Raw genomic sequence first — 20,392 nt, forward strand, 5'->3', positions numbered from 1 at the left:
CACCGATAAAGAAAGCATCCCATGTCCCGTATCGCCACCATCTTCGCCAACTTAAAATCCAACAACAAGACCGGCCTGGTCACCTTCATCACCGCCGGCGACCCCGGCCCCGACGCCACCGTGCCCCTGATGCACGCACTCGTCGAGGGCGGCGCCGATGTGCTGGAACTGGGCGTGCCGTTTTCCGACCCCATGGCCGAAGGCCCCGTCATCCAGCGCGCCTGCGAGCGGGCCTTGAAATTCAATGTTGGCATCCACGACGTGTTCGGCTATGTGCGCCAGTTCCGCGAGACGAACCAGACGACGCCCGTGGTGCTGATGGGCTATGCCAACCCCATCGAGCGCATCGGCAGCGCCGCCTTTATTGCAGCGGCGCAAGCGGCCGGCGCCGACGGCGCCATCGTCGTCGACTATCCGCCGGAAGAGTGCGAGGAATTTGCCAGCGCCATGCGCGAAGCGGGCCTTGACCTGATTTTCCTGCTGGCACCGACTTCGACGGAAGAGCGCATCGCGCAAGTGGCCAAGGTTGGCGGCGGCTTCAGCTATTACGTGTCGCTCAAGGGCGTCACGGGCGCCGGCAACATTGATACGCAACAGGTGGCGGAGCGCCTCGCGGCCATCCGCCAGCATGTAAAATTACCCATCGGCGTGGGCTTCGGCATTCGCGATGGGGCCACGGCCAAGGCTGTTGCCAAGGTGGCCGACGCCGTCGTGATCGGCAGCCGCATCATCCAGGAAATTGAAAATGCCCCGGAAGGCGGCGCCGTCGACGCCGTGCGCAGCTTTACGGCAGGCATCCGCGCCGCACTGGACGCCTGAGCAAGCTTGTTGTTTACGCAAGCTCGGGTGGCGGCAAAGTTCGACAGCCCGGCGATAAACGGCTACACTTCGGCCACTGATTTGCCTGTTATTGTGCAATAGATAAAATTTTTGGTGGCGCCCTGCGGGGCGTCGCCGTTTACCGTCTGCCGGGGGCGTCCACCGACGCTACCCCTACAAGGGCCCAAGGAGAAAATATGAGTTGGTTGGAAAAACTGCTGCCACCGCGCATCCAGCGTTCTGATGCCGCCGCGCGCAAGACCATGCCGGAAGGCCTGTGGGTCAAGTGCCCGTCGTGCGAAGCCGTGCTGTACCGTACGGACCTGGAATCGAATTTGCACGTGTGCCCGAAATGCGACCACCACATGCGCATCCGCGCGCGTGAACGCCTCGACAGCCTGCTCGACGCGGGCGGCCGCTATGAAATCGGCCAGGAAATCCTGCCTGTCGATACCTTGAAATTCAAGGACAGCAAGAAATATCCTGACCGCCTGAAGTCCGCCATGGAAGCGACGGGCGAGACGGATGCGATGGTCGTCATGGGCGGCGCCATCATGAGCCTGCCGGTTGTCGTGGCGTGCTTCGAATTCGAATTCATGGGCGGCTCCATGGGCTCCGTCGTGGGCGAGCGCTTCGTGCGCGGCGCGCAAATCGCGCTGGAACAGAAAGTGCCGTTCATTTGCATCACAGCCACCGGTGGCGCGCGCATGCAGGAAGGCTTGCTGTCCCTGATGCAGATGGCAAAAACCACGGCCATGCTGACCAAGTTGTCCGAAAAGAAATTGCCATTCATCAGCGTGCTGACCGACCCGACCATGGGCGGCGTGTCCGCCTCGTTCGCCTTCATGGGCGACGTGGTCATCGCCGAACCGAAAGCGCTGATCGGTTTTGCCGGCCCGCGCGTGATTGAAAACACCGTGCGCGAAAAACTGCCGGAAGGTTTCCAGCGCGCCGAGTTCCTCGTCACCAAGGGCGCCGTCGACATGATCGTCGACCGCCGCAAGATGCGCGAAGAAATCGCACGCTTGCTGGCCTTGTTGCAAAACCAGGCTGTGGAAGTGCTGGCGTAACGCCAAAGTATCAGGCCGGGCGGTGTCCTGCGGACCCGCCCGGTTGCCATGCAACACCGTCTCCGCGCCTCGCGCACTGTCTCCTCATCAAGAAGTCTCCCATGCAAAACCTCCCCACCACCTTGCCGGACTGGCTCGCCATGCTGGAAACCCGCCATTCGGAAACCCAGATCAACATGGGCCTGGACCGCGTGCAAGCCGTCAAGGCGCGCATGCAGCTGGCGTTTGCTTGCCCCGTGATCATGGTGGCGGGCACGAATGGCAAGGGCTCCACCTGCGCCATGCTGGAATCCGTACTGTTGCGTGCAGGCTACAAAGTGGGGCTGTACATCAAGCCGCATTTTCTCGATTTTAACGAGCGCGCCCGCGTGCTGGGCGAGATGGCCAGCGACGAACAGATCGTCGCCAGCTTCCAAGCCGTTGAAGCCGTGCGCGGCGACACGCCGCTGACGTATTTCGAATTCACCACGCTGGCGATTCTGCATCTGCTGTCGCAGGCCAAGCTGGACGTGGCCATCCTGGAAGTGGGCCTGGGCGGGCGCCTGGACGCCGTCAACGTGATCGATGCCGACGTGGCCATCGTCACCAGCGTCGATATCGACCACACGGATTACCTGGGCGACACGCGCGAAGCGATCGGCTTTGAAAAGGCGGGCATCTTCCGTCCGGGCAAGGCGGCCATCTGCAGCGACCCCGTGCCGCCGCAGTCGTTGATCGATCATGCCGAGACCATCGGCGCCGACCTGTGGCTGATGGGCCGCGATTTCAACTATTCGGGCGACAAGCAGCAGTGGAACTACGGCGGGCGCGAGCAGCGCCGCAATTCGCTCGCGTATCCAAGCTTGCGCGGCGCCAACCAGATCCTCAATGCGACGGCCGTGCTGGCCGCGCTGGAAGTGCTGAAGCTGAAACTGCCCGTGGGCGCGCAGGAAGTGCGCACGGGCCTCGTGACGGTGGAACTGCCGGGCCGCTTCCAGGTCTTGCCTGGCCGCCCCAGCGTGATCCTCGACGTGGCGCACAATCCCCACGCGGCGTCGGCGCTGAACCAGAACCTGGGCAATATGGGCTATCACCCGTACACCTATGCCGTGTTCGGCTCCATGCAGGACAAGGATATCGATGGCGTATTGGCCGCGATGAGCGAACACGTCGACCACTGGTGCCTGACGAACCTGCCTTCGCCGCGCGCGGCGACGGCTTCCGAGCTGGCCGCCAAGGTGCAGATCATGCTCGAAGATAAGCCCGACAGTAGCGAACATACTGTGTCTATTTTCGATGATCCGGCACAAGCTTTTGCAAATGCAATGAGCCGGGCCGGTGAGAATGATAGAATTGTGGTCTTTGGTTCTTTCCTCACCGTTGCAGGCGTGATGAAGGCCCGAAAATCCTCACTTCACTGAAACGCACTCGACTGAAAATCACGCATGGGCTTGTTCTCGAAACTGTTTAAAAACAAGCAAGAATCCTCTGGCGAAGACAGCGGCTTTTATGTCCCTGGCGAAGCACAGTCGCCGACCCGCAAGCGCGCAGCCAACACGGCCGGTGGCGGTGGATCGCGCCGTGGCGGCAAGGAAGCGCCGGACCCGGTCTTGCCTGAAAAAAAGCGCGCACGTCGCCGCCTGGTCGGGGCCATTGCCCTGGCCTTGGGTGTGGCTGTCGGCTTGCCGATGCTGCTCGACTCCGAGCCGAAGGCGCCGTTCAACGATATCGCCATCGACATTCCGTCGAAGGAAAAGGCCGTCGCGCCTGCACCGGCGCCCGTGCCGGCCGTTCCGGCCCGGGCCGCGGCAAATGGCCTGGACCAGTCCGAGGAAATCGTCGACGCGCCGCTGCCGCCTGCGGCCAAGCCGACCCCTGCACCGACACCGGCACCCGTGCTGGCGGCCGCCCAGCCTGCACCGGTCAAGCCGACCTATGTGGAACCGAAACCCGAGCCCAAGCCTGAACCCAAGCCGGTCAAGGTGGAGCCGAAACCGGAGCCGAAGCACGAAACCAAGCCCGAGCCGAAACACGAGTCCAAGCCCGAAGCCAAGCCTGAGCCCAAGCATGAAGTAAAGCCGGAAGCCAAGCCCGAGCCGAAGCCTGCCAAGCCGACGCAATCGGCTGACGATGCCGCGCGTGCGCTGGCGATCCTGGAAGGCAAGCCGCAAGAGAAAGCACAGGACAAGGCGCACGACGCCGGCAGCGGCAAGTTCGTGGTGCAAGTGGCGGCCCTGGCGACGCAGGACAAGGTCGATGAATTGCAGGACAAGCTGCGCGATGCGGGCATCAAGTCGTACACGCAGAAAGTCTCCAGCCCGGCGGGCGAACGCATCCGCGTGCGCGTGGGGCCGTTCGGCAGCCGCGAAGACGCTGAAAAGACCCGCGCCAAGCTGCAAAAGCTGGGCCTGGGCGGCAGCCTGGTGCCGGCGTGATGTCGCAAGGCTGAATCGGCGTGACGATCTTCGATTACCTGGTGCTGTTCGTGCTGGTGACGTCCGTGCTGATCAGCATGATGCGTGGCCTGGTCAAGGAAATACTGTCATTGGTCAGCTGGATCGTGGCCTTCGTCATTGCCAACGCCTATGGCGCCACCCTGGCGAAATTCCTGCCGGAAGCCGTGCCGGGCGAAGCCATCCGTTTGTTGCTGGCCTTCGTCGTGCTGTTCATTGGCGTGCGTATTTTGATGGGATTGCTGTCCATGACGGTCGACGCGCTCGTCAAGGTAACGGGCCTGAGCCTGGCCGACCGCACCCTGGGCAGCCTGTTCGGCGTGGCGCGGGGCCTTGTGATCGTGCTGACCGCCGTCATCTTGTGTGGGATGACGTCCATACCGCAGCAGCCATTCTGGAAAAACGCGCAGCTCAGCCCGTTCGCGGAGCAGGGCGCGCGCGCCATCAAGCCTTATCTGCCTGCCGCTTACGCGCAGCATGTGAAATTTTGAATTTTTTTAAAATCAGTAGCACAGTTTAGGAGCACACCATGTGTGGCATCGTCGGCGTCGTTTCCCATCAACCTGTCAATCAATTGCTCTATGATGCATTGTTGCTCCTGCAACATCGCGGTCAGGACGCGGCAGGGATTGCGACCAATCACAGCAGTATGTTTTCCATGCACAAAGCCAATGGCCTCGTGCGTGACGTCTTCCGTACGCGCAACATGCGTTCGCTGCAAGGCACGACGGGCATCGGCCATTGCCGTTACCCGACGGCCGGTTCGTCGAGCGAAGAGGAAGCACAACCGTTCTATGTGAATGCGCCGTTCGGCATCACGCTGGCGCACAATGGCAACCTGACCAACTGGGAACAGTTGAAGCTGGAAATGTTCAAGAACGACCGCCGCCACATCAATACCGATTCCGATTCGGAAGTGCTGCTCAACGTGCTGGCGCATGAAATCCAGGAAGCGACGACGGGCCTGAACCTGGACCCGGAAGCCATCTTCAAGGCCGTTACCGTGCTGAACCGCCGCGTCAAGGGTGGTTACGCCGCCGTCGCGCAAATCGCCGGCGTGGGCTTGCTGGCCTTCCGCGACCCGCACGGCATCCGTCCCTTGTGCCTGGGCATCAATGAAACGGAGCAGGGTCCCGAATACCTGATCGCTTCCGAATCCGTGGCCCTGGAAGGTATGGGCTTCCGCTTCGTGCGCGACATCGGTCCCGGCGAAGCCGTCTTTATCGATGCCGACAAGAAATTGCACAGCGCCCAGTGCGCCGACAATGCCAGCCTGAACCCTTGTGTGTTCGAATTCGTCTACCTGGCCCGTCCCGACTCCGTCATCGACGGCGCCTCCGTGTACGCCACGCGCCTGAAAATGGGCGAATACCTGGCCGAGAAGATCCGCGCCGAGTTGCCAGGCGTGCATATCGACGTGGTCATGCCGATTCCCGATTCCTCGCGTCCGGCCGCCATCCAGCTGGCCATGGCGCTGAACATCGAGTACCGCGAAGGCTTCATCAAGAACCGCTACATCGGCCGCACCTTCATCATGCCGGGCCAGGCGGCGCGCAAGAAATCCGTGCGCCAGAAGCTCAACGCGATCCCGTCCGAATTCAAGGATAAAGTGGTGCTGCTGGTCGACGATTCCATCGTGCGCGGCACCACCAGCCGTGAAATCGTGCAGATGGCGCGTGAAGCGGGCGCGACGAAGGTCATCTTCGCTTCGGCCGCGCCACCGGTGATCTACCCGAACGTGTACGGCATCGACATGCCGACGCGCGACGAGCTGATCGCCTACGGCCGCACGACGGAAGAAGTGTGCCGCGAAATCACGGCCGACTACCTGGTCTACCAGGATATCGGCGCGCTGAAGCAGGCGATCGCCGACGTCAACCCGGCACTGACCAATTTCGAAGCGTCGTGCTTCGATGGCGTCTACGTGACGGGCGACGTATCGCAGGAATACTTGGACCGCCTGGAATATGCGCGCCACCATCCGAAGGCGGCAGCGCCCGAAGATACGCCGCGTTCCCAGCTGAACCTGAACCTGGCCACGACAGAAGCATAAGTACCTGCCCGGCCGATGCCGGGCTTTTTTTTCTTTGCGATCATGAACGATAAAAAAAACTACGGCTTCACCACCACCATCCTGCATAACGACCGCCGCAAGGGCATCGAGCACGGCTCGCTGCACAAGCCCGTGCATACTTCCGTTGCCTTCGGTTACGCCGATGCGCGCCAGCTGGCTTCCGTGTTCCAGGGCAAGGAAGCGGGCTTCCGCTATGGCCGCCAGGGCAATCCGACCGTCTCCGCGCTGGAAGACAAGGTCAACAAGATGGAAGACGGCGTGGCGACTTTGTGCTTCGCCACCGGCATGGGCGCCATCGGCGCCGTGGTGCAATCGCTGTTGCGCGCCGGTGACCATGTCGTGTCGTCGGCCTTTTTGTTTGGCAACACCAACAGCCTGTGGCAAACGGTGACGGGGCAGGGCATAGCCGTGTCGTTTGTCGACGCCACCGATGTCGCCAACGTGGCGGCCGCCATCACGCCGGCCACGCGCATTGTGTTTGTGGAAACCATCGCCAATCCCCGTACGCAGATCGCCGACCTGGCAAGGATCGGCGACTTGTGCCGGGAGAAGGGCATTTTGTATATCGTCGACAACACGATGACGACGCCATATCTGTTCCGCCCGAAAGCCGTGGGCGCGGGTCTGGTGGTCAATGCCTTGACGAAATCCATCGGCGGCCATGGCAATGCGCTGGGCGGCAGCTTGACGGACACGGGCGTGTTCGACTGGACGCGGTATCCGAACATCTTTGAAAATTATAAAAAGGCGGCGCCCGCCCAGTGGGGCATCGCGCAAATCCGCGCCAAGGCCTTGCGCGACTTCGGCGCTTCGCTGGGGCCGGAAGCGGCGCACCATATCGCTGTCGGCGCGGAAACCATGGCCTTGCGCATGGACCGCACCTGCTCGAACGCCCTGGCGCTGGCGACCATGCTGCAGGCGGACCCGAGAGTGGCGGCCGTGCACTACCCGGGCCTGGCGTCGCACCCGCAGCACGCGCTGGCAACGGACTTGTTCCGCAGCTATGGCTCGCTGTTCAGCTTTGAGCTGAAGGATGGCATCGACTGCTTCGATTTCCTCAATCGTTTGAATTTGGCTATTCCAGCGAGCAACCTGGGCGACACGCGCACCCTCGTCATTCCCGTCGCCCACACGATTTTCTACGAGATGGGTGCCGAGCGCCGCGCCAGCATGGGCATCGCCGAATCCCTGATCCGCGTGTCGGTGGGCATCGAAGATGAGGCCGATCTGCTGGAGGATTTCAGCAGTGCGCTGGATGCATAAGCAGCCGCGCACCATGTAAAAAGGGCCGCGACAGTCATGCTGTCGCGGCCCTTTTTTACGTGCTGCAGTTTAATGCCAGCTGCGCATCAGTCCGACGGCGAGGCCTTCCAACGCAAACTCGTCTTCGGGCGACACGGTGATCACCTTGAAGTCCGGGTTCTCCGGCAGCAGTTCGATGACGGAGCCCGTCTTCTTGTAGCGCTTGACGGTGACTTCGTCGCCGATGCGGGCGACGACGATCTGGCCATTCTTGGCGCTGTCGACCTTTTTCACGGCCAGCAAGTCGCCATCCATGATGCCGGCGTCGCGCATGGACCACCCGCGCACTTTCAGCAGGAAGTCGGGCTTGGCCGAAAACAGGGCCGGGTCCACGTTGTAGCTCGCTTCCAGGTTTTCCTGCGCCAGGATGGGCGAGCCTGCCGCCACCCGGCCGATCAGAGGCAGCGACATCAGCAGCGCTGCCGGCACTTTCGACGGCGGCGCTTCGGCGGCCGCGCCGATCAGGCGGATGCCGCGCGAGGTGCCGGGCGAAATCTCGATCGCGCCCTTGCGGGCCAGGGCCTGCAAATGCTCTTCGGCCGCGTTGGCCGATTTGAAACCCAGTTCATTGGCGATTTCGGCACGGGTGGGAGGGAAGCCCGTGTTTTCAATCGCGTCTTTGATCAGGTTCAGGATTTGTTCTTGTCGTGCTGTCAGCTTGATCATGAGCGGTGGGTGCATACTAAAATGCTGTCTATATGAACAGTCTGTATTTTTGTACAGTATCGTCCACTATGCAAGGGGATTTCCGTGTTTTGGGCGAATTTCGCAAGAAATACTTGTCCATGGGCGCAAAGCGCGGCGGCGCACGGGCTTTTCGGGCGCTTGTGGAAGGAATGATTGAAACGTTTGCAAAAGGCGGTTATAATCTTCGGCTGACCTTCCCACACCCGTCTTGACGCCGGGGTGGGCGATTATCAATCCGACCTGAAGGAGTTTGCATGCGTCATTATGAAATAGTCTTTATCGTCCATCCGGACCAAAGCGAGCAAGTGCCCGCGATGATCGAACGCTACAAAGCCAGCGTAACCACCCGCGGCGGTTCGGTTCACCGCGTGGAAGATTGGGGTCGCCGTCAAATGGCTTACTCGATCCAAAAGCTGCCTAAAGCACACTACATCTGCCTGAACATCGAATGCGACAACGAGACCCTGGTCGAGTTGGAAACAGCATTCAAATTCAATGATGCCGTGTTGCGTCACCTGACCGTTAAAATGAAGAAAGCTGAAACAGCTCCTTCGCCGATGATGAAATCGGTACAACGCGAAGACGCGGCCAAAAGCCACCGCACCGAAGCACCAGCAGCCGCTCCAGCCGCCGCAGCAGCAGCTTAATTCTTGACCGGGATCGTGCGCTGAACCAGCTACAAGTAACCGCCATCATTGCCGAGCGCGAAATATTGCGCTATACCCCGGCAGGGCTGCCGATTGTGAATGCAGTATTGCAGCACAGTTCGCAGCAGATGGAAGCAGGGATTGCCCGTTTGACCGAGTTTGATGTTGCCGCGCTAGCCGCTGGCGAAATTTCAGGCAGGTTCAGTCAGGCAAGCTTGGGTGGGGTGTATCAGTTCACGGGTTTCCTGGCCAGGAAGAGCCGCAACAGCAAGAGTTTGGTGTTTCACATCATTGATTTTAGTGCAGTCAATTCTGACTAGCGCATTTTAGATACAGGAGCCTGACATGGCATTCGGTAAAAAGTTCGACAAAAATAAGCTCAAGCTTAAAGAAAAACGCAAACAGCAAAACCCGTTGTTCAAACGCAAGAAGTTCTGCCGCTTCACCGCAGCTCACGTTGAGCAAGTCGACTACAAAGACGTCGACACGCTGAAAGACTTCGTCCAAGAAAACGGCAAGATCATGCCAGCACGCCTGACCGGTACCAAAGCGCACTACCAGCGCCAAGTTGACACCGCAATCAAGCGCGCTCGCTTCCTCGCGCTGCTGCCATACACCGATCTGCACCACGCTTAATCGGTCAGATATTCCTGGAGAAGAACTATGCAAATCATTCTGTTAGAAAAAGTTGTTAACGTCGGTAACCTCGGCGAAGTCGTCAAAGTCAAAGACGGTTACGCACGTAACTTCCTGATCCCGCAACGCCTGGCACGTCGTGCTACGGCAACCGCTGTGGCTGAATTCGAAGTCAAGCGCGCCGAACTGGAAAAAGCTGCTGCCGCCAAACTGGCCGCATCGCAAGCCCAGGGCGAAAAACTGAGCGGCCTGACCGTTCAAGTTGCTCAAAAAGCTGGTGTTGATGGCCGTCTGTTCGGTTCCGTCACCAACTTCGACATCGCTGAAGCGCTGACCAAGCAAGGTTTTGCTGTTGAAAAAGCACAAATCCGCATGCCTACCGGCCCGCTGAAGATCGTTGGCGAGCACAACGTTTCGGTTGCTCTGCACACCGACGTGGTCGTGGAAGTTGTTATCGCTGTCGTTCCAGACGCGAACGCGTAATTGTCTGCGGGCCTGGCCCGCAAGCATTGCCGCACTATGAAAAGCCGGGTTCGCCCGGCTTTTTTGTGGCCTTTTTTTCGCTCAATTTCAGCCCTTTATTTTTGCCAGCACGCCGAAGCGGGTATAATTCGCGCCATGAACGCCCCCTCTGATCCGCAACTGGATTCCCTCCGTATTCCGCCGCATTCGATCGAAGCAGAACAATCCGTCATCGGTGGTCTGCTGCGCGACAATGCCGCGTATGACCGCATCGCCGACTTCATGCATGCGGAGGATTTCTATCGCTATGACCATCGCATCATCTTCGAGCAAATCGTCAAGATGGTTAACGCTTCCAAGCCAGCCGATGTCATTACTGTTTTTGAAACCCTGACCCAGCTCGGCAAGGCCGATGATGTGGGCGGACTCGCTTACCTGAACGCCATGGCGCAAAACACGCCATCGGCCGCGAACATCCGGCGCTACGCCGAGATCGTGCGCGACCGCGGCGTGCTGCGTAAACTCATCACCGTCGCCGACGATATCTCCGGCACGGCCTTCAGCCCGCAAGGCAAGGAAGTCAAGCAGATGCTTGACGAGGCCGAATCGAAGATTTTCGCCATCGCCGAAGAAGGCGCGCGCGGCGCCCAGGGCTGGACCGCCATCCAGCCTCTGCTGACGCAGGTGGTCGAGCGCATCGACGAACTGTACAGCCGTGACAACCAGAGTGAAATCACGGGCGTGCCCACCGGTTTCATCGACCTCGACCGCATGACCTCGGGTCTGCAGCCGGGCGACCTGGTGATCGTGGCGGGCCGTCCGTCGATGGGTAAGACGGCGTTTTCCGTCAACATCGGCGAAAACGTGGCCATCGACAGCGGCTTGCCCGTGGCCGTGTTCTCGATGGAGATGGGCGGCGCCCAGCTGGCCATGCGTATGCTCGGCTCCGTCGGGCAGCTCGACCAGCACCGTTTGCGTACTGGCCGCCTGAACGACGAAGACTGGCCGCGCCTGACGAATGCGATCCAGAAGATGAACGACGCGCAGTTGTACATCGATGAAACGCCGGCGCTCAATTCCATCGAATTGCGCGCCCGCTCGCGCCGCTTGTCGCGTCAATGCGGCAAGCTGGGCCTGATCATCGTCGATTACTTGCAACTGATGTCGGCCAATACGCCGGGCGACAACCGCGCCACGGAAATTTCCGAGATTTCACGGGGCTTGAAAGGCTTGGCGAAAGAACTCGGTTGCCCCGTGATCGCGCTGTCCCAGCTGAACCGCTCGCTGGAACAACGCCCGAACAAACGTCCTGTCATGTCCGACTTGCGCGAATCGGGCGCTATTGAGCAGGATGCCGACGTGATCCTGTTCATTTACCGCGACGAGGTGTATAACCCCGACTCGCCGGACAAGGGAACGGCCGAGATCATCATCGGTAAACAGCGTAACGGTCCAATCGGCAGCATCCGCCTCACCTTCATGGGGCAGTACACCAAATTTGGCAATTACAGTGGTGGCCTGGCGCTTTACCAAGGCGACTAACACAGCAGCACTGATATTCCATTGGCCGCCCCCGACAACGGGGCGGCTTTCTGTAGTAAATAACACGACTCAATGCTTAACGGAGAATGACATGTTTGGACGCTTGATGCCCACTGAGGGCAAGTTTTTTGAATTGTTTAACCAGCACGCGGAACTGTGCGTCAAGGGCGCCAAAGAGATGCTCGGCCTGATGACCAATTTCGACGACCTGGAAAACCGCGTGCATGCGATCGAAAGCATCGAGAAACAGGCGGACAAAGTCACCTACGCCACCGTGGAAATGCTGCACAAGACCTTCATCACGCCGATCGACCGCGACGACATCCATCAGCTGATCACGCGCCAGGACGACATCCTCGACCTGCTGGAAGATGCGGCGCAAACCGTCTCGCTGTACGACCTGAAGGCCGTCACGCCGGAAGCCAAGCGCCTGGCCGAACTGGTGCTGGCCTGTACCGAAAAAGTGCGCGACGCCGTCGCCATGCTGCACAACATGGACAACTCGCGCAAGATCGTCGCCATCTGCGAAGAGATCGATCGCCTGGAATCGGACGCCGATCACGTGATGCGCGCCGCCATGTCCAAGCTGTTCCGCGACGAACCGGACGTGCGCAACCTGATCAAGCTGAAAGCGATCTACGAAATTCTGGAAACCGTGACCGACCGTTGCGAAGACGTGTCCAATATTATCGAAGGCATCATCGTCGAAAACGCGTAAGCGTTGGGCCTGTCCTGAACCAGAATCAGAAAAGAAACTATAATGACCATACAAATCAGCATCTACGTGCTAGGCCTGTTGATCGTCCTGGCGCTGCTGTTTGACTTCATGAACGGCTTCCACGATGCCGCCAACGCGATTGCCACGGTGGTCTCGACGGGCGTATTGAAACCGCAGACCGCGGTTGCCATGGCCGCCACGTTCAACTTCGTCGCCATCTTCGTGTTCCACCAGCTGACCGTGGCCGCCACAGTGGGCAAGGGCACCATCGATCCGGCCGTGATTGACCAGTACGTGATCTTCGGCGCGCTGATGGGCGCCATCTTCTGGAATTTGTTTACCTGGTACTACGGCATTCCATCGTCGTCCTCGCACGCCCTGATCGGCGGCCTGGTGGGCGCCGCTGTCGCCAAGTCCGGCACGGGCGCGCTGGTCGCGGCCGGCCTGTGGAAAACCGTCGCCTTCATCGTCATCGCACCGGTACTGGGCTTCGTGTTCGGCTCCATCATGATGCTGATCGTGTCATGGATATTCGTGCGTTCGACGCCGCGCAAGGTCGACAAGTGGTTCCGCCGTTTGCAGCTGGTCTCGGCGGCCGCCTACAGCCTGGGCCACGGCGGCAACGATGCGCAAAAAACCATCGGCATCATCTGGATGCTGCTGATCGCCGCAGGCTACTCCAGTTCAGCCGACGCCATGCCGCCGATGTGGGTCATCATCTCGTGCTATACGGCCATCAGCTTTGGCACCCTGTTCGGTGGCTGGCGCATCGTCAAGACCATGGGCCAGAAGATCACCAAGCTCAAACCGGTCGGCGGCTTCTGCGCCGAAACGGGCGGCGCGATCACCCTGTTCGTCTCGACGGCGCTGGGCATTCCCGTGTCGACCACGCACACCATCACGGGCGCCATCGTCGGCGTCGGTTCGTCGCAGAAGATGTCGGCCGTGCGCTGGGGCGTGGCGGGCAATATCGTCTGGGCCTGGATCTTCACGATTCCCGCTTCCGCTTTCGTGGCAGCAGTCGCTTGGTGGATTGGCCACCACATCATGTAAGGCGCCTCTGCAAACCTACTGCGCTGCCCACTATCGAATCTCCGTTGCTCACTGTACTAAAGTACAGCTCCGCTACTCAATCCGATATCGGGCTTGCTCGCTACGGTTTTCAGAGGGCCTTGTGCCAACTGGGCGCATGTATAAAAAAGGGAACCAAAAGGTTCCCTTTTTTTATGCGCCGGCCAGTTCGACCGTCAGCCCCTCGCTGGCGAGGAACACTTGCAAGCCGGCCAGGCGGCTTGCATAGCGGCCCATCACGTCGGCGAATACGGCTTCGAGCTGCTCGTCGCTGCGGGTCGGTTCGTGGTGGGTGCAGTACAGGCGCCTTGCGCCGCAGCGCAGGGCCAGGTCGAAGGCGGCGTCGAAGGTGCCGTGGCCCCAGCCCTGCTTGCCCGGGTATTCTTCGCGCGTGTACGAGCAATCCATGATCAGCGCGTCGACGCCGGCGACCAGCGCGTCGATGCCGGCCTGGCGCTGCGCATTGCGCGCCGCGCAGGCGGCATGCTCGGCATGCTCGGGCGGATGCAGGTTGTAGAACGGTTCATGGTCGCCGCTGAAAAACAGCGAGGCGCCGCCGCAGTCGATGCGGTAGCCGAGGTTGACCACCGGGTGGTTCATTTCGGCGCCGCGCACGCGCGCGCCGCCCACCTCGACGGCCTCGCCGGGCGCCAGGGTGCGGTACTCGATGCTGGCCGCCATGGCCGCTTCGCTGACGGGAAAATAGCTGCCTTGCAGCTGCACCGCCATCACGTGCTCGATGCCGCGCCCGCTGCTGCCGTCCAGGGCGCCATGCAGGCGCATGCGGTTGCCGGCCACGAACAGGGGCGAGAACATGGGCAAGCCGTGGATATGGTCCCAGTGGCTGTGCGTGATGAAGACGTACGCGTCGACGGGCTGGCCCGGCGGCAGTTGCTGCGCCAGCGAAAAGATGCCGCTGCCCGCATCGAGAATGATCAGGCTATCGTTGTCGGTGCGCACTTCGATGCACGTGGTGTTGCCGCCGTAGCGCGCCGTGCGCGGGCCGGGGGAGGGGATGGAGCCGCGCACGCCCCTGAACGTGAATTTCATTCAGTACCTTGTTACAGTGTAATTATTGTTGATTCTATTCTAATTAATGAGATTGGCGGCAACATTTATGCGTGTTGCGATACGGAAAGTAATTTCATTTTGTTGTGACTAAGTAATGTACAGTGCGCGGGACGGCCGTTACACTGGCGCTTGCCGACTTCCCCTTTTTTTGCTTGCCCATTACCTGATTGCCACCAATATGCCTCAGTTGCACCCTGAGAAAATCGCCCACAGACTGGAGCAATTGACCGAACTCAGTGTCGCGCTCGGCCACGGCCTGGGCGGCGAGGGGCACGACATCGGCGCGCTGTTGCAGCGCATCGTGCTGCTGGCAAAAAGCATGAGCGGCGCCGATGGCGCGACCCTGTACCGGCCCGCGCGCGAGGGCCGCCAGCTGGCGTTCGACATCAGCGTCAACGACAGCCTGGGCATCGCGCAGGGCGCCGACATGGGCTTGCCGGGCGTGTCCCTGTTCGATGGCGCGGGCCAGCCCAACCTGGCGTCCGTGGCCGCGTATGCGGCGAACATGCGCCGCAGCGTGAATATCGCCGACGTCTACCGCGACGAGGTCTTCAATTTTTCCGGCATGCGCGAGTTCGACCGCCACCACGGCTACCACACGCAATCGATCCTGACGGTGCCGATGAGCGACCACGAGGGCGACCTGATCGGCGTGCTGCAGCTGGTCAATGCCAAGGATGGCGAGACGGGCCAGGTGCGCGCCTTTTCCTCCACCGACCAGCGCTTCATCGAGGCGCTGGCCGCGCAGGCGGGCGTGGCGCTGACGAATCAGCTGCTCATCTCGCAACTGGAAGAGCTGCTGGAATCCCTGGTTACCCTGATCAATATCGGCATCGATGAAAAGTCGCCCTACACGGGGCGCCACTGCCAGTTCGTGCCCGAGCTGACGATGCTGCTGGCCGACGCCGCGCACGCGACGCAAACGGGGCCGCTGGCCGATTTCCGGCTCAGCGACAACGAGCGCAAGCAGCTGTGGCTGGCCGGTTTGCTGCACGACTGCGGCAAGATCACCACGCCCGTGCACGTGGTCGACAAGGCCACCAAGCTGGAAACCATCTTCGACCGCATCGCCCTGATCGACACGCGCTACGAAGTGCTGCTGCGCGACGCCGAGATCGCGGCCCTGCGCCAGCAGGCGGCGCAGCCGCAGCAAAAGGACGCCATCGCCCGCGCGCTGGAGCAGGAGCAGGCGGCGCTGCGCGAAGAGCGCGACTTCATCCGCACGGTCAACATCGGCGGCGAAAGCATGGCGCAAGCCGACCAGGAAAGAGTGCGGCAGATCGCCAGGCGCCGCTGGCGCGCGGCCGACGGCGAACTGCGCGATTTTCTCGATGCCGACGAGACGGAAAACCTGACCATCCGCGCCGGCACCTTGACGGCGGCCGAGCGGGCCATCGTCAACAACCATATCAGCGTGTCGATCCGCATGCTCGAGGCGCTGCCGTGGCCCAAGCACCTGCAAAAGGTGCCCGAATACGCGGGCGGCCACCACGAACGCATGGATGGCAAGGGCTATCCGCGCGGGCTGACGAAAGAGCAGATGTCGGTGCCGGCGCGGCTGATGGCCATCGCCGACATTTTCGAGGCGCTGACGGCGCGCGACCGCCCCTATAAAAAGGGCAAGTCGCTGTCCGAATCCTTGCGCATCCTCGGCAATTTCAGCCTGAACGGGCATATCGATCCGGAGCTGTTCGACGTTTTCATCCGCAGCAAGGTCTATCTGACCTTCGCTGAAAAGCACATGCATCCGAGCCAGATCGATGCCGTCGACGAGGCGGCCATTCCGGGCTATACCCCTTGAAGCTGGCGCAGGCCTGGCGCAAGCATGGGGCGCGCTCGCTGCTGGGCGTGCTCTTGACTGTGGCCGCGGCCGTGCTGTGCCTGGCCGGCAACGACACGATCGCCCGCCTTGACGCCATGCTGGGCGACTGGCGCATGCGCGCGGAAACGCCGCAGCTGGACCGCCGCATCGTCATTGTCGACATCGACGAACAAAGCCTGGCCAAGGTAGGCCGTTTTCCGTGGAGCCGCGACGTCCAGGCGCGCCTGGTGCGCCAGCTCACGGGCCATTACGGCGTGTCCGCGCTGGGTTTCGATATTGCGTTTCCCGAAGCGGACACCAGTTCCGGCTACGCCGTGCTGCAAGGCCTGGCGCAGGGCGAACTGGCGGGCGTGCCCGGCTTGCCGGCGCAGCTGGAAAAACTGCGCCCGGCCATGGACTACGATGGCCTGTTCGCCGAGGCCATGCGCGGCCAGCCCGTGGTGCTGGGCTACAGCGTGTCGGAGCAGCAAAGGAAGGGCGTGCTGCCCAAGCCCGCCTTCACCGTCGCCGACCTGAATGGCCGCACGGTGACGGCCTACGTGGCGCGCGGCTACGAAGCCAATATCGCGCCGCTGCAGGCGGCCGCGCAGGGCGCCGGCATCTTCACGGCCCTGACCGATGCCGATGGCGTCGTGCGTTCCTCGACCCTGCTGCAGCGCATCGGCGACGGCTATTATCCTTCGCTGTCGCTGGCCACCGTCGCCGTCTACCTGCAGGCGCGCGCCATCGCCCCCCGTTTCACGGGCACGGCCGATACCCTGTCGGCGCGCGAGCTGGCCAGCGGCGGCCTCGAACACATCATGCTGTTCACGCCGCATGGCGCGCTGGCGATCCCCGTGGGCGAAGCCTTGACGACGACGGTGCAGTACCGCGGTGCGGGCGGCCCCGATGGCGGCGCTTTCCGCTATGTCTCGGCGTCCGACGTGCTGGCCGGCACGGTGCCTGGCGGGCTGCTGAAGGGCGCCATCATCCTGGTGGGCACGACGGCGCCCGGCTTGAACGATATCCGCGCCACGCCCGTGAATGCCGAATATCCGGGGGTGGAGGTGCACGCCAACCTGATCAAGTCCATGCTGGACGGACGCTTCAAGGCGCGGCCCGACTACGCACTGGCGCTCGAATTGGTGCAGGTCGTGCTGTTTGGCCTGCTGCTGGCGGGCGCTCTGGCCGTGCTGCCGCCGGCCGGCGTGATGCTGGCGACGCTGGGCGCGCTGGCGGCCGCCATCGGCATCAACCTGTACCTGTACGCCGCGCACGACCTGGTGCTGGGCGGCGCCGTGCTGCTGTTGCTGATCCTGGCGCTGTTCATCGCCAACCTGGCGTGGGGCTACTTTTTCGAGGTGCGCAAGGGCCGTGCGCTGGTGGCACGTTTCGGCGAATACGTGGCGCCCGAACTGGTGGCCGAGATGGCCGACGATCCGCGCCGCTACACGATGGAGGGCGAGAACCGCGAACTGACGGTGCTGTTTGCCGACGTGCGCGGTTTTACGGCCATTTCCGAGCAGCTGGCGCCGGCCGCGCTGCGCGAATACATCAACGAATACCTGACGGCCATGTCGGAAGATATCCGCGACAGCCATGGCGGCACCCTGGACAAATACATCGGCGACGCCGTGATGGCGTTCTGGGGCGCGCCCGTCGCCTTTGGCGATCACGCCAGCCGGGCCGTAGCCAGCGCCCTGCTGATGCAGGGCAGCGCGGCACGGTTGAACCGGCAGTTTTGCGCGCGCGGCTGGCCGGCGCTGCGCATCGGCATCGGCCTCAATACGGGACCCATGCATGTGGGCGACATGGGTTCGCGCATCCGCCGCGCCTATACCGTGATGGGCGACAGCGTCAACCTGGCCGCCCGCCTGGAAGGCGCCAGCAAGCTGTATGGCGCGGGCATCGTGGTGGGCCAGGCCACGCGCTCCGCCGCCCCGGATTTCCTGTACCGCGAGCTGGACCGCGTCAGAGTGGTTGGCAAGCAGGAAGCGGTGGCGATTTTCGAGCCGCGCTGCCCGCTGGTCGGCGCCCCTGCCGCCGAGCTGGCGCAGATCGAGCGCTGGCATGCGGCGCTGGCCAGTCTGCGCGCGCGCGACTGGGCGGCGGCCGGCGTGCAGCTGGCCCGCTTGCAGGCGGACTTTCCCGACGATGGCTTGTACAGGCTATACGCGGCGCGCCTGGAGCAGTACCGCAACGCACCGCCGCCTGCCGGCTGGGATGGCGTGACGGAATTACACAGCAAATAGGCCGGCCATTCGGCATTTTTCACCATTCTCCGCGCGCTGTTTGTTGCGTTGCGATAAAAATCAGGGGGAAATGTTAGAAATTTCTGACTGGAAACTAAAAGCCGTCTAAAATTTGTCTTCAACCCATTGCCGGACACGCTGGCGCCTGCGGGCCGCGCGCTTGTCCTGTTACACAAGAAATCCTTCACATGACATATCGTTTGGTGCACCTGCTTGCGGGTTCCGCGCTGCTGTTCGCCGTCGGCGCCGCCGCTGCCGTTTCCATGGATGAAGCCGTTCCTGCCGCGCAGGAAGACGGTGTGCCGCGCTTCGAGATCCGCCGCTTCGACGTCCAGGGCAATACCCTGCTCACGCCCGCGCAGGTGCAAGCCCTGCTGGCGCCCTTTACGGGAGCGCAGCGCGATTTTTCCGACATTGCCCGCGCCGTCGAAGCGCTGGAGGCGGCCTACCGCGAGCGCGGCTACAGCGCCGTGCAGGTGCAATTGCCCGAGCAGGAGCTGGAACGGGGCGTGGTGCGCCTGAGCGTGCTGCAAACGCCGCTGGGCAAGCTCGCAATCAGCGGCAATACCTGGGTCGACGAGGCCAACGTGCGGCGCGCCTTGCCGGCCTTGCGCGAAGGCGAGACGCCGAACGTGCCGGCCCTGTCGCAAAGCCTGAAGCTGGCCAATGAAAACCCGGCGCGCAAGATCGAAGTGCGCCTGCAAGCCGACGAGCCGGCCGGCGCCATCGACGCCATCGTCACGGTGGCCGATGAAAAGCCGTGGAAAGCCATGCTCAACGTGGACAATACGGGCAATACGCAAACGGGCAAGACGCACGTGGGCGTGGTGCTGCAGCATGCCAACCTGTTCGGCCGCGACCATGTGGCCAGCCTGCAATACACGAGCAGCCTGGAAAAACCGGACAAGGTGGGCGTGTATGGCGCCGGCTACCACTTGCCGCTGTATGCGCTGGGCGACTCGATGGACTTTTTCGCCAGCTATTCGAACGTCGATTCGGGCAGCGTCTCGGCCGGTATCTTCCACCTGGCCGTCAGCGGCCAGGGCAGCATGGCCGGCATCCGCTACAACCAGAACTTTGCCCGCAGCGGCGATTTCGAACCCAAGCTCGTGTACGGCGTCGACTACAAGGCGTACCGCAACAGCGTGCAGTTGTTCGGCATGGAACTGGGCGCCGACGTCACCGTGCATCCGCTCAGCGTCAGCTATATCGGCAACTGGACCTTGCCCACGGGCGAGACCAGCGTGGCGGTCACCTTCGCGCACAATATCCCCGGCGGCAAGCATGGCGCGCAAGCCGATTTCGACCGGGTGCGCGCGCATGCCAAGGCTGCCTTCAACACCTTGCGCCTGAGCGCCAGCTCGGGACGCGTGCTGGCCAACGACTGGCAGTGGCGCGCGCTCGTCAACGCGCAGGTCACGCCGGATGCGCTGGTGCCGGGCGAGCAGTTCGGCGCCGGCGGCGCCGCGTCCGTGCGGGGCTTTGCCGAGCGCGAGGTATCGAATGATTCGGGCGTCAACCTGAACCTGGAACTGTACACGCCGAACTGGTGCGGCGAGGCGCTCGGCTACCAATGCCGCGCGCTGGCCTTCTATGACACGGCCTGGCTGCGCCGCAACCATGCGCTGCCCGGCGAAAGCGCGTCGCAAGGCATCGGCAGCGGCGGCCTGGGCCTGCGTTTGCTGCTGAGCCGTTACGCCAATCTGCAACTCGATTACGCCCATGTCGTCAATGGCGGCGACACGGGACAGCGGGGCGCCAACCGCCTGCATTTCCGCCTCGCCTTGGCCTACTAGTATCAGGATGAA

19 protein-coding genes are annotated in these 20,392 nt (G+C 62.1%); 17 read left to right on the top strand and 2 right to left on the bottom strand.

Annotated features, from left to right (window positions below):
• Positions 1–21: 21 nt before the first annotated feature.
• From trpA to ASN89_RS09350, 7 genes are all read left to right on the top strand, one after another.
• On the top strand, positions 22–819 hold the full coding sequence (gene trpA / locus ASN89_RS09320; protein WP_058049072.1) for a tryptophan synthase subunit alpha: 798 nt from the start codon (positions 22–24) through the stop codon (positions 817–819).
• A gap of 197 nt (positions 820–1,016) precedes the next feature.
• The gene (gene accD / locus ASN89_RS09325; protein WP_010400390.1) at positions 1,017–1,889 is read left to right on the top strand and encodes an acetyl-CoA carboxylase, carboxyltransferase subunit beta; all 873 of its coding nucleotides are present in this window, start codon (positions 1,017–1,019) and stop codon (positions 1,887–1,889) included.
• 101 nt (positions 1,890–1,990) lie between these two features.
• The gene (folC, locus tag ASN89_RS09330; protein ID WP_058049073.1) at positions 1,991–3,289 is read left to right on the top strand and encodes a bifunctional tetrahydrofolate synthase/dihydrofolate synthase; all 1,299 of its coding nucleotides are present in this window, start codon (positions 1,991–1,993) and stop codon (positions 3,287–3,289) included.
• A 24-nt stretch (positions 3,290–3,313) separates the two neighbouring features.
• On the top strand, positions 3,314–4,303 hold the full coding sequence (locus tag ASN89_RS09335; protein ID WP_058049074.1) for an SPOR domain-containing protein: 990 nt from the start codon (positions 3,314–3,316) through the stop codon (positions 4,301–4,303).
• Between the two features lie 20 nt (positions 4,304–4,323).
• Positions 4,324–4,812, top strand: coding sequence for a CvpA family protein (locus tag ASN89_RS09340; RefSeq protein ID WP_058049075.1), 489 nt, complete (start codon positions 4,324–4,326; stop codon positions 4,810–4,812).
• Between the two features lie 38 nt (positions 4,813–4,850).
• Positions 4,851–6,374, top strand: coding sequence for an amidophosphoribosyltransferase (gene purF / locus ASN89_RS09345; protein WP_034750508.1), 1,524 nt, complete (start codon positions 4,851–4,853; stop codon positions 6,372–6,374).
• Positions 6,375–6,416: 42 nt separating this feature from the next.
• On the top strand, positions 6,417–7,658 hold the full coding sequence (locus ASN89_RS09350) for a cystathionine gamma-synthase family protein (protein WP_058049113.1): 1,242 nt from the start codon (positions 6,417–6,419) through the stop codon (positions 7,656–7,658).
• Between the two features lie 69 nt (positions 7,659–7,727).
• Here the strand turns inward: ASN89_RS09350 and lexA are convergent, their stop codons facing one another.
• Positions 7,728–8,363: a transcriptional repressor LexA gene (lexA, locus tag ASN89_RS09355; protein WP_034750502.1), complete on the bottom strand. Its 636-nt coding sequence runs from the start codon at positions 8,361–8,363 to the stop codon at positions 7,728–7,730.
• 275 nt (positions 8,364–8,638) lie between these two features.
• Here lexA and rpsF point away from each other — a divergent pair, with 275 nt between their 5' ends.
• The 7 genes from rpsF (at position 8,639) to ASN89_RS09390 (ending at position 13,442) form a co-directional block, all read left to right on the top strand.
• Positions 8,639–9,031, top strand: a complete 393-nt coding sequence (gene rpsF, locus ASN89_RS09360; RefSeq protein WP_058049076.1) for a 30S ribosomal protein S6 — start codon at positions 8,639–8,641, stop codon at positions 9,029–9,031.
• A 20-nt stretch (positions 9,032–9,051) separates the two neighbouring features.
• Complete coding sequence (gene priB / locus ASN89_RS09365) at positions 9,052–9,351, top strand: primosomal replication protein N (RefSeq protein WP_034783455.1); 300 nt, start codon at positions 9,052–9,054, stop codon at positions 9,349–9,351.
• Positions 9,352–9,376: 25 nt separating this feature from the next.
• Positions 9,377–9,667, top strand: coding sequence for a 30S ribosomal protein S18 (rpsR, locus tag ASN89_RS09370; protein ID WP_010400024.1), 291 nt, complete (start codon positions 9,377–9,379; stop codon positions 9,665–9,667).
• Positions 9,668–9,694: 27 nt separating this feature from the next.
• A complete protein-coding gene (gene rplI / locus ASN89_RS28135) occupies positions 9,695–10,150 on the top strand; it encodes a 50S ribosomal protein L9 (protein ID WP_034783456.1) in 456 nt (151 codons plus the stop codon).
• 135 nt (positions 10,151–10,285) lie between these two features.
• A complete protein-coding gene (locus tag ASN89_RS09380) occupies positions 10,286–11,671 on the top strand; it encodes a replicative DNA helicase (RefSeq protein ID WP_034750488.1) in 1,386 nt (461 codons plus the stop codon).
• Between the two features lie 91 nt (positions 11,672–11,762).
• Complete coding sequence (locus ASN89_RS09385; RefSeq protein ID WP_010400015.1) at positions 11,763–12,389, top strand: DUF47 domain-containing protein; 627 nt, start codon at positions 11,763–11,765, stop codon at positions 12,387–12,389.
• 39 nt (positions 12,390–12,428) lie between these two features.
• A complete protein-coding gene (locus tag ASN89_RS09390; RefSeq protein WP_034750483.1) occupies positions 12,429–13,442 on the top strand; it encodes an inorganic phosphate transporter in 1,014 nt (337 codons plus the stop codon).
• Positions 13,443–13,613: 171 nt separating this feature from the next.
• On the opposite strand, the gene ASN89_RS09395 is transcribed toward ASN89_RS09390, so the two are convergent.
• Positions 13,614–14,510 (bottom strand): MBL fold metallo-hydrolase, encoded by an 897-nt coding sequence (locus tag ASN89_RS09395; RefSeq protein ID WP_058049078.1) that lies wholly within the window; start codon positions 14,508–14,510, stop codon positions 13,614–13,616.
• Between the two features lie 199 nt (positions 14,511–14,709).
• On the opposite strand from ASN89_RS09395, the gene ASN89_RS09400 reads away from it, so the two are divergent.
• The 3 genes from ASN89_RS09400 (at position 14,710) to ASN89_RS09410 (ending at position 20,380) form a co-directional block, all read left to right on the top strand.
• Positions 14,710–16,332 (top strand): GAF and HD-GYP domain-containing protein, encoded by a 1,623-nt coding sequence (locus ASN89_RS09400; protein WP_058049114.1) that lies wholly within the window; start codon positions 14,710–14,712, stop codon positions 16,330–16,332.
• Positions 16,329–18,584 (top strand): CHASE2 domain-containing protein, encoded by a 2,256-nt coding sequence (locus ASN89_RS09405; RefSeq protein WP_058049079.1) that lies wholly within the window; start codon positions 16,329–16,331, stop codon positions 18,582–18,584. The genes ASN89_RS09400 and ASN89_RS09405 overlap by 4 nt, the downstream gene beginning before the upstream one ends.
• 188 nt (positions 18,585–18,772) lie before the next feature.
• A complete protein-coding gene (locus tag ASN89_RS09410; protein ID WP_058049080.1) occupies positions 18,773–20,380 on the top strand; it encodes a ShlB/FhaC/HecB family hemolysin secretion/activation protein in 1,608 nt (535 codons plus the stop codon).
• Positions 20,381–20,392: the final 12 nt, after the last annotated feature.

Source organism: Janthinobacterium sp. Ant5-2-1 (genome assembly GCF_001445815.1).
In the GTDB taxonomy this organism is placed as follows: domain Bacteria; phylum Pseudomonadota; class Gammaproteobacteria; order Burkholderiales; family Burkholderiaceae_D; genus Janthinobacterium; species Janthinobacterium lividum_E.